This is a genomic window from Phocaeicola sp. HCN-40430 (assembly GCF_037890285.1).
In the GTDB taxonomy this organism is placed as follows: Bacteria; Bacteroidota; Bacteroidia; order Bacteroidales; family Bacteroidaceae; genus Phocaeicola; species Phocaeicola acetigenes.
Genome location: NZ_JBBKBS010000002.1, coordinates 113,688 through 126,825 on the forward strand (window position 1 = coordinate 113,688; position 13,138 = coordinate 126,825).

General features: G+C 40.9%; 11 protein-coding genes. 1 reads left to right on the forward strand and 10 read right to left on the reverse strand.

Annotation, left to right across the window (positions count from 1 at the left end; genetic code table 11):
* Positions 1–77 precede the first annotated feature (77 nt).
* The 9 genes from WKU26_RS01475 to WKU26_RS01515 form a co-directional block, all read right to left on the reverse strand.
* A complete protein-coding gene (locus WKU26_RS01475) occupies positions 78–683 on the reverse strand; it encodes a response regulator transcription factor (protein WP_338158439.1) in 606 nt (201 codons plus the stop codon).
* Positions 680–1,393, reverse strand: coding sequence for a hemerythrin domain-containing protein (locus WKU26_RS01480; protein WP_445323197.1), 714 nt, complete (start codon positions 1,391–1,393; stop codon positions 680–682). The genes WKU26_RS01475 and WKU26_RS01480 overlap by 4 nt, the downstream gene beginning before the upstream one ends.
* A gap of 131 nt (positions 1,394–1,524) precedes the next feature.
* Complete coding sequence (locus tag WKU26_RS01485) at positions 1,525–4,647, reverse strand: type I restriction endonuclease subunit R (RefSeq protein WP_340320639.1); 3,123 nt, start codon at positions 4,645–4,647, stop codon at positions 1,525–1,527.
* Between the two features lie 46 nt (positions 4,648–4,693).
* Complete coding sequence (locus WKU26_RS01490) at positions 4,694–5,374, reverse strand: RloB family protein (RefSeq protein WP_340320640.1); 681 nt, start codon at positions 5,372–5,374, stop codon at positions 4,694–4,696.
* A 6-nt stretch (positions 5,375–5,380) separates the two neighbouring features.
* Positions 5,381–6,664: an AAA family ATPase gene (locus WKU26_RS01495; protein WP_340320641.1), complete on the reverse strand. Its 1,284-nt coding sequence runs from the start codon at positions 6,662–6,664 to the stop codon at positions 5,381–5,383.
* Positions 6,665–6,819: 155 nt separating this feature from the next.
* Entirely contained in the window at positions 6,820–7,224 is a 405-nt protein-coding gene (locus tag WKU26_RS01500) for a hypothetical protein (RefSeq protein ID WP_340320642.1), read from the reverse strand.
* An 11-nt stretch (positions 7,225–7,235) separates the two neighbouring features.
* A complete protein-coding gene (locus tag WKU26_RS01505; RefSeq protein WP_340320643.1) occupies positions 7,236–8,327 on the reverse strand; it encodes a restriction endonuclease subunit S in 1,092 nt (363 codons plus the stop codon).
* A gap of 11 nt (positions 8,328–8,338) precedes the next feature.
* A complete protein-coding gene (locus tag WKU26_RS01510) occupies positions 8,339–9,064 on the reverse strand; it encodes a hypothetical protein (protein WP_340320644.1) in 726 nt (241 codons plus the stop codon).
* 9 nt (positions 9,065–9,073) lie between these two features.
* Entirely contained in the window at positions 9,074–10,579 is a 1,506-nt protein-coding gene (locus WKU26_RS01515; RefSeq protein ID WP_340320645.1) for a class I SAM-dependent DNA methyltransferase, read from the reverse strand.
* Positions 10,580–11,402: 823 nt separating this feature from the next.
* Here WKU26_RS01515 and WKU26_RS01520 point away from each other — a divergent pair.
* Positions 11,403–12,545 carry an iron-containing alcohol dehydrogenase gene (locus tag WKU26_RS01520; RefSeq protein ID WP_340320646.1) on the forward strand — a complete coding sequence of 381 codons (1,143 nt, stop codon included), beginning with the start codon at positions 11,403–11,405 and terminating at the stop codon, positions 12,543–12,545.
* Positions 12,546–12,870: 325 nt separating this feature from the next.
* Here WKU26_RS01520 and WKU26_RS01525 read toward each other — a convergent pair whose 3' ends face one another.
* The gene (locus WKU26_RS01525; protein WP_340320647.1) at positions 12,871–13,119 is read right to left on the reverse strand and encodes a hypothetical protein; all 249 of its coding nucleotides are present in this window, start codon (positions 13,117–13,119) and stop codon (positions 12,871–12,873) included.
* Positions 13,120–13,138 lie beyond the last annotated feature (19 nt).

The window sequence follows — 13,138 nt, forward strand, 5'->3', positions numbered from 1 at the left end:
GCAAAGGTAGGAACTATTGCCGACTGCATCAATACCTATTTGTTGGTATTTTCCGTTCCTCCCCGGATTGCAATACACTATAACTTCATTTTTACTTCACTCAGTTCCACCAGTTTATTGACAATCGCATAAATAGTCAGACCGGCAGCCGAGTGTATCTGCAGCTTTCGGGTAATGTTACGCCGGTGCGTAATAACCGTATGTATAGAAATAAACAGCTTTTCCGCTATCTCCTTATTGGTCATTCCTCTCACCACACACCCTACAATTTCTTTCTCACGCTGACTCAAAGAATTCTGGTCGTTTTCCTCTTCCTCCAGATTCATCAGTTCTGCAATCTTCGCATTCAGCGAATCCATATCATCGAAAAGGTTCACCGTACCGTCGTACCCCTTCAGCTGATTGGCATCCACCACATTATATATCAACGAAATCAGTTTGATGCCTGTATTTCCGTATTCCGACTTAAAAGTCTCCACATCAAACCATCCGTCAAACTGAGGATTAATAATCAGTACCTCAGGACTATGAGCCTCCATGCAGTGTTGCAGTCCCTCCTTCGAGGTAATTTCAATAGTCTGCACATTCAGGTCGGGCAAATGTTTCAGCAACACCACCAGACCATGACGCACAATCATCGACGATTCTGCAACCGCTACAGTTATCACTTCTCTTGGTTTCATCTGACCTCCTTCTCCAATTCCATGATGGCAGGAACAAACAGATAGTCTTCTACCCGGTTATGCGATGCCAAATCTTCTTCACAACTAAAAATATCGAACAGCGTAGCGTTCAACAGTTGGTTATCTCCATTGGCCGGATAGTATTTTATAATGATATTCTTCAATTCGGTCAATTTTGCATTTATCTGATCATGATGACGGGCAAACACACTGATATTATACTCGCCGGAACGTTCTCCACGCAACAATGCATTGACATAGGTAAAAACTCTTTCGTTCTCGTATTCCATGTGCTTGCGAACCTCGCTCACATAATCATCAAAAAACTGTATAATGAGAAAAGCAATCTCGTTCTGTGTAGAACAGTCTATTGCCTCAATCAGTTTCTTACGTATAGTAGGAAGCTGGAAGTCAAGAAAATAGGAATGAGCCTGCTTCAGGTAGTTCATCAAGGCTACCAGAGAAATATCCTTCAGATGATCCTGCATGCGGTTATTCTCCTCCGTCAGGAAGTTGACTACAGCGAGAAAGGTAGTACAGTCCACCTCGTTCATCTCGCACACCTCCTGTACAGTCTTGTCTCCAAAGCCCAGCGATACGCCAAAACGACTCAGCACCTGCAGCAAGGTATAGTTCTCGCAAATCAGGTCACTCATTTTATCCGTCGGCTTATATATCTTGGTTCTACACATATTAATTACTGTATTCATATTTTTTCCGTTGCAAAATAAGACAAATTATCTACGACACACAATCCCTATTTGTTGGTATATTCAGGAAGTAAAGACAGACTAAAGAACTCTCATAAAGGAAAGAATCCAGCTTTGTCCATCATACTATTTCATTGAAACTTTACTGTATTCTCTGCAGCTATTGAAGCATAATCATTTTGCAGGCTATACATTCTTGGGGCGCCTTCCACAACTTCATTATCTGTCCACTGCTCACACTGACGTATAACTGTTTCAAGTGCATTGGCTGCTTCTTCAGGTGGATAATGATATTTTTTCAGCAGACGTTTTATCATTTTACGCATACCGGCACGTACCGATTCTTTTTTCTGCCAGTCTATCGTACGGTTTTTACGAAGATTCTCTGTCAGTTCCTTTGTCATAGCCACCAATTCTTCGTTAGAATACATATCGTGAACTGCTTCTGGCTTAGTCAGAGCATCATAGAATGATTTTTCTTCACGTGTCAGTCCCAAATCATTTCCGGCAGCCTCAGAAGTTGAAATTTCCTTGGCCAATGTAAGAAGTTCCTGTATGACCTCTTCATTGGTAATCAACCCTTTCAAATAATTCGATAAAGAACGGTTCAGCAGTTCTGAGAATTTTTCAGCCTGAACAATGTTTGTTCTCTGATACAAGGTGACACGCTCAGCCAACAATCTCTTCAACAACTCTACTGCAATATTCTTTTCTTTCATTTTTGCTATATCATCGAGGAATGCAGCATCAAACAATGAAAACTCAGATTTTATATCCGAGAACAAGTTAATCACCCCTTCACTTTTTATGCTTTGCTTAAGCAGTTCACCGATTCTTTCATTTATTTCCCGCTTACTTACTTTTCCTTTTCCTGTCATTCGTGAGAGCAGAGTACGGACTGCCTCAAAGAATGAAGCATCGGCTCTTTGTAACTCGTCCAGCAGACTGCGGCACAAGGTAAGTGAGTTATGCAGAAGCATAGCTTCTTTTTTGAATAATAACAGCTGCTCCTGTTTGTCCGGTGACATGATAAAGTTCACCCCACCTTTTATGATTTTTGCACATTCAAAATCCGAAGAATTCTGAAAATTACTATAGTCGTATCCGTGAAACAAATCGCGGCATATTTCCAGTTTTTCCCGGAATTTAAGCATTGCTGTTTCCTTGATATCCGGATTACCAAAATTCTTACGGTCTCTACGAGTATAATCGTGCATGGCCTCCTTCAACGCTTTTGCGATACCGATATAATCTACCACCAGTCCACCTGCCTTACCATTGAACACTCTGTTCACACGAGCGATAGCCTGCATCAGATTATGTCCGCTCATGGGTTTGTACACATACATTGTAGCCAGTGAAGGCACATCAAATCCCGTGAGCCACATATCCACTACAATGGCAATCTTCATCGGGTCATTATTATCCTTGAAGCGCTTGGCCAGTTCTTTCTTATATTGTTTGTTGCCGATAATGTCGTGCCATTCTTCCGGATCTTTGTTGCTGCCTGTCATTACCACCTTTACCTTTTCATTCCATTCAGGACGAAGCTCCAGCAATTTGTGGTAAATACTCATGGCTATCGAACGCGAATAGGCCACAATCATAGCCTTTCCGGTCAGTTCATACTGGCGGTTCTCTTCGTAATGTGCCAGAATATCCCGACACAAAGAATCTATCGTTTCCGGAGCACCCAAAATCTCTTCCAGATGCGACATTTCCTGTTTGCTTTTCTCTATCTGTTCTTCCGTCGCTCCCTCTTCAGCCAGCCAATCATACTCTTCGTCAATAGCCTTCAGTGTTGCTTCGTCCAGATTCAGATTGAGTACACGAGATTCATAATACACCGGACAAGTAGCACCATCGGCTACAGCCTGAGTCATGTCGTAAATATCGATATAGTTTCCGAACACCTCTACTGTGTCTCTGTCTTTCGTAGAGATAGGCGTACCGGTAAAACCTATGTACGAAGCATTCGGCAGGCAGTCGTGAATAATTCTAGCAGTACCTATTACACGTTTGGCAATGTCTTCCCCTTTTTCATTTTTGGTCATACGGATTTTTTCTTCAAAACCATACTGTCCGCGGTGTGCTTCGTCTGTCATCACCACAATATTTTTTCTGAGCGACAGAGGTTCTGCCGATTCTTCAAATTTCTGCATGGTAGTGAAGATAATACCGTTTGCTTCACGTCCGGCCAGCAGTGCTTTCAAATTTTCACGGCTTTTGGCCTGTACGGGTACCTGACGCAGGAAGTCCTTACATTTGGCAAACTGAGTATATAACTGATCGTCCAGGTCGTTCCGGTCGGTGATGACCACTATTGTAGGTTGGGATATTTCGTCCTGCAACAGATGAGCATAGAATACCATCGACAACGATTTTCCACTTCCCTGTGTATGCCAGAACACCCCAATTTTACCGTCATTCTGTACTGCAATCTTAGTCCGTTCGATAGCTTTTTTTACCGCAAAATACTGATGGTATCCGGCCAATATTTTTGCAGCCCCCGATTCATCTTTCGAAAAGCAGATAAAGTTCTTGATAATATCCAGCAGACGCTCCTTTACAAAAATACCCTCAAAGAACGTATCATAATCGGCAAAGTCCGTACTCTCATAGTCACCGTCCTTGGTTTTCCATTCCATGTAGCGGTCTTCTTTGCTTGTAAGTGTTCCAGCCTTCGAGCAAGCCATGTCACTCATCACACAACACACATTGTAAATGAAAAGTGACGGGATTTCTTTCATATAGTTGCGCAGTTGCAGATAGGCTTCCGATGCATCCGTTTCTTCCCGTGAGGGAGACTTCAATTCCATCACCACAAGAGGCAGTCCGTTTATAAACAGAACAATGTCTGCACGCTTTTCAGAGTATTCCACAAATGTCCACTGGTTTACTATCTTGAAGTCATTACGCTCTGCATGTGCATAGTCTATCAGATAGACAATCTCATTCCGTTGTTCCTTACCGTCGAAATACGAAACCTCTATGCCATGTTGCAGGTAGTCCATAAACAGTTCATTCTTCTGTGCCAGACTTCCGGTATCAATATCTTTCAGTTTGGCAATGGCTTCATGGATGGCAACTTGCGGCTTTCCTTTGTTCACATTACTCAAACTGTCTGTCAACTGTTCTTCATAGAAAGGCACATAATAATCACGTTCTATATCAGGACCATAAAGATGTGTATAGCCCATCTGCTCGAAAAGGGCTATCACGGCTTTCTCGTAGTTTTCTTCTGTGAATGACATAGTATCTGTTCGTATAGCTGGTTTAGGAACTCAAAGAAAGAAAAAATTACTCTTTCCCGCCCCGTTGAGATTTGTCTGTATATTCTGTTTTTCCTATTATGCTTTTGGCCAACAGGTAAACTCTTGTACCTACCCTTTGTGGCCATCTGTCAGTGGGAACTGTATCCAGTTTTTCTGCCCTTTCTATTGCTGTATTTATGTGCGGAAGAAGTTCCGTTGCATCATAGTCCGATTCACGATAGTGTCCGGTAAGATCTTTCAGGCGTTTTTTCAGCCAGGTATTCTGGGTATTTACCTTTTTATTCTTCGAGAGAGCTTCCATTTGTTCTTTGTCGTATGTAGCCACATCTTCTATATGCAAGAGCAGCCACAGTTCGAAACAAGGATTACTCACGCAGAAGTGCAGATTGGCATTCTGTGCACAGTATAACGCTACAGTTGAAAGCATCTTATCCTTCCATTTATCCTTATCCACCACAATCCACAACTGATCGTCGTCTTCAATGTTGTATTCTGCCATAAATTTACGAATCTGCTCATACACATTCTCCGGACTTGAGTCGTTCGAATCGCGATGAAGTACTTCTACATGAACATCCGAAGCACATAGTGAAGCTTTCATCGATTCAAAGTAGATGTTTTCCGTACTTCTGCCTTCGGCCGCAATTACGACCAGTCTTGCCGACTTTACACCTTCCCGCCGTTTAAACTCTTTCCGTACTCTCATAGCTTCTTACCATTTTAAACTGCGGACAGGTGCAAAGAAAGGTATTGCTCCATATCTCCCCTGCAGATAACCTTTACGTATGTCTTCTCTTGGTTTGTATTCGGCCAGCGAAGTAAGGTGTGAAGCTCCTTCCCGTCCTTTTTCCACAAACCAGACTTCGTCTGCACGGATTAAATCCAAATCCAGCAAATTAGATTCATGAGTAGAGCAGATCAACTGTGTGTCACGTTCGGTAGAAAGATGGCTGAAGTAATATTCCAGCAGTTTTTTTGACAACATAGGATGCATACTTCTGTCTATTTCATCTACCAGATATACGGCTTCGTTCAGACGCAAGTCAATCAGCATAGGAATAAAGTCTAACAAGCGGATAGAACCGTCCGATTCTTCATTCATTTCGAATGGAACCTCATCGTAGGTATCTGTCATATGAATGGCACTTTGCTTGTAGATAACAGTGTTTCCCTCCGAATCCGTTTCAAAAAAATAAGTTGTAGAAGCTGTTGGCGAAGCAATTACAAAATTTTTGTTCGGTTCTGCTTCTGCCAAAAGTTCATTAATCAAATCTTTAGGCAAATCCACATCCTCTTTATGTATCTTGATACGGCGAATATCCACAATACCCGTATTGAAGTATTCCAATAAAGATTTTGTAGCTGTGGCAAAGTTTTCATCTTTTTCTGCGCGGATTGATATACCCTGATAGCGCGAATCCGGAAAGATAATCTTCAAGCTTTCCTTCATCCATCTGTATACCTCATCCATCAAAGACAATCCTTTTCCGTTTCTCTTGATGTATTCGGAAAGGAAACTGTCTGTGGAAGGGGTGCTTTGACTTATAAACTTCAGAAATTGCAAAGTTTCTGCATCACCGTTTACTGTTCCAAAAGTAAATTCATTGCCATCGGAAGTTACCTTACGTGTATAAATTTCTTTATCGCTGCGGCTGGTTATTTCGTAAAGCCATTCTTCTACCATTCCCCTGATAGTAAACGCTACTCCATACGCAAAAAACTTTTTGCCAGCCTTGAATTCAACTTCCACTTTCGATGGCTTATTGTTGGGTTTAGCCAACTTGAACGGTTCTACGTATTTCTTGGGAACACCCGACAAGGCAATCTTTTGCAATATGGAAACGGCCTTGATAATATTGCTTTTCCCGGAAGCATTGGCTCCGTAAATAATACCGGCTTTCAGTACAGAGATGTCGTCACGCTTTTCTGCTCTGCTCACCTGCTCTCCATGTGTTGTACTCTTTCCGGCTACGAAGCTGATTTCGGTTTCTTCCATGAAAGAATATAGGTTCTCTATTGTAGCTCTTAGTATCATGATTCCGACGAATTGTATCAATTATTACGCGCAAATATATAAGTTTAATTTAGATAAACAATATATTTGTCAAATTATTGCAAAAATTAAGCATTCTAAGACTTTTGTAGTAATATTTATTTCAACTCTTTTTTCAATTTAGTTAAACTGTGGCATATCTCTTTAAGATCGTTTGTATAAGAGCGATAGAAATCCAAGTCTTTTTTAGGCTTTTCTTCCGTATTTTTTCGTAACATTTCCCTTTTCCAGTCAATTTGGCCTGCTAAAGGGGAACTATTTATTCTATTTATTTTATCCAATTCTTCTTGAGCTTGTTTGGCCAAGAGAAGATTCTTTTGAATCTCAACTTCCATTTGTTTTATAGAAGTTTCAATCTGTATTTTAGAAAGTTGCTTGATACTTTCAATCTGCCTTGTGGCATCTTTTGATGTACTTCGTGACGATTTTATCGCAATCCCAATTGCTGTAACGGACAGCATCATATTTAGTATTGAAAATATTATATCAACAGTCATTTCCATATAAGTAAGTCTTAAATGCTCAAATCATTTATCTTTAGTTCTCCCGACATTAGTTTGGGGAGAAGAGTATCTCGGAGGTGAGCAAGTCTCTGATTTTCTTTCTGCAATGATTCCGCCATTATGAAAAAAGGTTTTACAATAGATTCAAACTGCTGTAAAATTGTTGTTGGAGGAATTATAATTGCAATCTTATTTAAAATATCAACCGTCATGCTTGGGACTGCAGAACCACTATTCATAGATAATAAATCTTTAGGACTTATTAGCAGATAAATGAATTTTGCTATTCCTTCTATTTTCATATGTGTATAGAACATTGTATCTACAGTCCAAAAGGGATGATTTACATACATTACATTATTTAGACTTCCCTTGCGTGGAATTAGAACAGATTCTTTATTATAGAGATACCGGTCTACGTATCTCATTATTCCTCCAGAACCATAAACAGGTATAGTTCCTGACGCTAGTTTTTTATGGTCTTTACCATATTTAACTTCAACAAACTCTTCAAAATTTCCAACCTTCCAACCTTCCGGTATCATTCCAAGTTCTGAATCTACAAACTTTCCATCCTTGAATGGTTCGAAATCTACAAACCAAGCCTTGAACAAAGCTTGTGCTTGCTGCTCTAAATTTTCATTGATACGGCGGTTTAGTTCGATTTTGTCGTCAAGAGTTTGAATAATATTTGCTATAATATTTTGTTTTTCAATTGATGGAAGAATAATAGGTAGTTTAGATAATAGTTGAACAGAAAGACCAGGTTGGGCTGATTGTGCAGATAAATGCCCTAATTGCATTAAACTCAATTTGCAGGATAGGTATTTTGTATTGGTTAATTTGTTTCCAACTAACACAATAGCGTGTTCTGTCATGTATCCTGCTCCTTTAAAATATCGTACATTTCCACAATATGCTCCTTGGCGTCCAATAATAGCAGCCTCGCCTATAAAATTAGGTTCATTTGTATATCCTCGTAAACCATTACCTCCAATTACAGGATATTTTCCTTGTCTTAAAATTTGATCAGCTTTTATACTTTTACCACTTTTTAGACGCTGACACACATCTCCTAACTTATATTCTTTCCACTCTTCCATTCCCATTTACTTTATTGATTTATGAGAGATATATTATCAATTCTACTTTGCTCTTTTCTAACAAAAGCCAATAACTCTTTTTCAAATACCTTTCGATTATTCAGTATATACTTATTTATCATATAACTATATATACTCATTAAATTGATAGCCTTATCTAAGTCACCTTTTTCTATACTGAGGATTTGATCGGCATTTTGTTCCATTTGGGGATTAATTTCAACTATCGTCTTTTTCATGGTAGAAATCATCTTCTCAAGTTCGGGCTTGAGATATAATCGGCTCGTCTTAAATGTATATAAATTGCTAAGGATTCTTACCCATTCACCATATTTAAAACGTAGATTTCTCAATGCTATTAAAACATCCTTTACAGCTTCTTCTTTATCATACTTCATTAATTGAATACGTAATCTATTACTGTCCGAACAGTCTTTTGCAGCCATTCCATCTATAAAATGCCTATCTTCCTCAGTAAAAATTCCATTTGTTAGTTTCACAGAATAATCTTTTACAATAATAGGCTGTATAGAATCGTTGATTATCATAATATTTTCAACCAGTTCATCTAATCTTTTTTGCTCAATTTCACGTTGAACTAGTAAAAGTTGAAACCTCTGATTATCTTTATTTTGCTTCACAGATGCATAAATAGCCCGATAAGCTATAATCATAGCCATAACAGTGGCTATTGATCCAATAGCAGTCCAATCAATCGTACATAAATTCCAGTTCATAGGCTAGCTTTAAATCTTAAACCCAATACTCCCCAACTGCTTTCTAATCTCCTCCTCCAATTGGTGTGACTTCTCAAACATCTCAGACAATTCCGAAGTGAGTCGTTCCATTTTTTCCTGGAACGGTTCGCCATCGTCTTCTGCTTCGGCTATACCTACATAACGTCCCGGAGTAAGTATATAGTCCTGCTTGGCCACCTCGTCGAGTGTGGCAACGGCGCAATATCCTTTCTCGTTTTCCAATGTTCCCGCCTGAAACTCATTGTAAGTTTTAGCGATACGCAGAATGTCTTCCTCGGTTAGTTCACGAAGTTTGCGGGTTACCATTGTTCCCATCTGACGGGCGTCGATGAACAAAATTTTTCCAGCCTGTTTCTTGCTGCGATTCAAAAACCAGAGCGATACTGGAATACCTGTGGTGTAGAAGAGCTGCGACGGCATCGCCACAATACATTCTACCAAGTCTGCCTTAATGATATTCTCACGAATTGTACCTTCACCGCCACTTTGCGAAGAAAGAGCACCGTTGGCCAGTACCATACCGATACGTCCGTGCGGCGAGAGGTGATGAATCATGTGCTGAATCCATGCAAAGTTGGCATTGCCCGAAGGGGGAATACCGTATTTCCAGCGTACATCATCCTGCAACTTGTCTGCTCCCCAGTCGCTCAAATTAAAAGGAGGATTGGCAAGGATATAATCGGCTTTCAGTGTAGGATGCTGATCATCGAAGAAAGTGTCGGCAGCAAATTTTCCCAAATCGGCTTCAATACCACGGATAGCCAGATTCATCTGTGCCATTTTCCATGTAGTAGGGTTGCTGTCTTGTCCGAATACAGAGATATTGTTAATGTTTCCCTGATGACCTTCTATGAATTTGGCAGACTGCACAAACATGCCGCCGGAACCGCAGCAAGGGTCGTATACACGGCCGCTATAAGGCTGAAGCACTTCCACCAGCGTGCGGACAATGCAAGCCGGAGTATAAAACTCTCCGGCCAGTTTGCCTTCGGCTTCGGCAAACTTGGAGAGACAGTATTCGTAGGTACGGCCCAAAATATCTTTTGAGTCGCCGTGTTCTTTCATCTGAATGTTAGTGAAAAGGTCTACCACATCGCCCAATCTTCTCTTATCCAGTTCCGGACGGGCGAAGTTTTTCGGCAGAATGCCTTTCAGACGTGTATTCTCTTTTTCTATCAGTCGCATGGCATTGTCTATAACAGCACCTACTTCCGGAGTATGTGCCGCTTCTGCAACAACCGACCACCGTGCTTCCTGTGGCACGAAGAAGATATTCTCGGAAGTATATTCGTCTTTGTCTTCTTCGAAACCGTCGCCTTCTTCCAGCAGTTCGTGGTATTTCACTTCAAAGCGGTCGGAAATGTATTTCAGGAAAATCAGTCCCAATACCACAGACTTGTATTCCGATGCGTCAAGGTTTCCTCTTAACAGGTCTGCTGCTTTCCAAATTTCTTTCTCAAAGCCAATGTCGGCTGTATTGCTTTTTTTTGCCATATTTTTGTCTATTGTTTACCAATACTTTACTTTATCCCAATGACAGATAAACCACAGTATTCTTTTTTTTAAATCATTTTCAAAGATACTAAGAAAAATCGACACACAGAAACACGTAAAACACTGATGGATTATTTTCGGATAGCCTATTCATATTACTCACTGATAGTCAAAGCATTGAAAAGCCAACAACAGGTCTGATTACCCGATTAGCAAACATATCTTAACCGTTTTTTCGGTTCCCTTCATTTTGCAGTATCGGAAGCCAAAGTATCCTCCTCCGATTTGCATGATTTTGCATCAAGTTTGTATTATCATAGCGCACTAATCCTCATCAACCCGCAGGCAGAAACACATTTTTCCCGGGTGAAAGATGAAAGATGGTGAAAGATTGATTTTGCGTCTATCTTTCACCCATATTCCTCTGTCTTTCTGTAGTTTAAAAGGCCGGTGAAAGATGTGAAGGATATTTATGCTATGTGGCAGCAAGTGTGCAAAGTGTGTCACCTTTAAAGGTGGCGTTTTTAGTGTGTTTACAGAAATATTATACAAAACACGCTTCACATCTTTCATCTTTCACCATAACTCACTGATAAACAGACATGCCGTTTTTTTTACACGTACAGACTTTCCCTTCATCTTGCAATGTAAGGAACAGGCATATTTCCTCTCAAATCACCTGATTTTTGCATCAAATCTGCATTTTTCATTCGCATAAATTCACGGCAATAACTGCGGGGCCATAGATGAAAGACATTTCCATTGGCTGTATCGGTTCTTTTTACTACCTTTGTGTATGCTATTTTAAAACAAACAATAATCTATGAATAATTTTAGTTTTCAGAATCCCACTAAACTGATAATGGGAAAAGGCATGATTGCCCAACTGAGCCAAGAAATACCAGCCGATAAAAAAGTAATGATTACTTTCGGAGGAGGAAGTGTAAAAAAGAACGGTGTATACGACCAGGTGAAGCAGGCTTTGAGCCAGCACCAGACTGTAGAATTCTGGGGAATTGAACCCAATCCGGCTATCGAAACGCTGCGTAAGGCTATCGAACTGGGTAAGCAGGAAAAAGTGGACTTCCTGCTGGCCGTAGGTGGTGGTTCGGTGATAGACGGTACCAAACTGATTTCAGCCGGTCTGCTTTACGAAGGCGATGCATGGGATTTGGTGAAGAAAGGTCAGGCACACGATACTGTGCCTTTGGGTACCGTACTGACATTGCCTGCTACCGGTTCTGAAATGAACAACGGAGCGGTTATCTCTTGCCATGAAACCAAAGAAAAATATGCTTTCTATGCCAACTATCCGGTATTCTCTATTCTCGATCCTGAAGTGACCTTCTCATTGCCGGCACATCAGGTAGCATGTGGTATTTCGGATACGTTCGTACATGTATTGGAACAGTATCTGACTAAAACCGGAGAATCGCGCATCATGGACCGCTGGGCAGAAGGTATTCTGCAGACTTTGGTAGAGATTGCACCGAAAATCCGCGAAAACCAGCACGACTATCAGCTGATGGCCGACTTTATGATGGCAGCTACAATGGGGCTGAACGGTTTCATCGCGATGGGAGTAAGTCAGGACTGGTCTACACACATGATTGGTCATGAACTGACTGCGCTCTGCGGACTGACTCACGGACATACACTGGCTATTGTAATGCCGGGTACAATGGATGTGCTGCGCAAGGAAAAAGGTGCAAAGATCATGCAGCTGGGTGAACGTATTTTTGGTGTGGCATCCGGTACACACGAAAGACGTATCGACGAAACCATACGCAAGACAGAAGAGTTCTTCCGTTCTTTGGGCCTGACTACCCGCCTGAGCGAAGAAGGTATCGGTACTGATGTAATTGACGAAATTGAAAAACGTTTTAACGAACGAGGTGTACACTTCGGCGAAGACGGTCTGGTAGACGGAGCTACAGCCAAAGCTATTTTGACTCGCGTACTCTAATTTTCATTTACCACAATAGAAAAGAGTTCTTACGGCAGAAGATTTCTTCCATAAGAACTCTTTTTCTGTTTATCAAGGTTTTGTATCATGGCTAGGTTTATCTGTAAAACCATTGCCCGCCGTTACGAATCACAGACTGTATCCGACGTCGTCGGCTATAAAGCCAACGGCGCTGAACAACGGGCCAACGACGCCATTTGTACATCCGACGACGTCGATTAAGGGGAAATAGCAGTATAAAAAAGCAAGATATCAAGTACTGATTAGACGAAGGCTATCTCCAATAAAGAGTATCCTCAAGTTATTCCGTCGGAAGCTTTTTATATCACATATCTCTCTCAAATTGAATCAGTTCAATCGGTGCGCCATTGTGCCCTATCATTGCAATCCCTATTCCATCTGTCGGAGAGTTTACAGGTGTAAGTACCCTCAGTCCCCTTTCCCTGATTTCCTTTTCTATATTCTGTACCTCAAATGCAATATGAGGTATTTCCTGTATGAGAGAATACATTTGGTAATCTTCATCAAAACGCATCCATTCTATACCGAAAAAACTGGTCGGAAATCCTGACACATAAAATTTCAAATGAGGT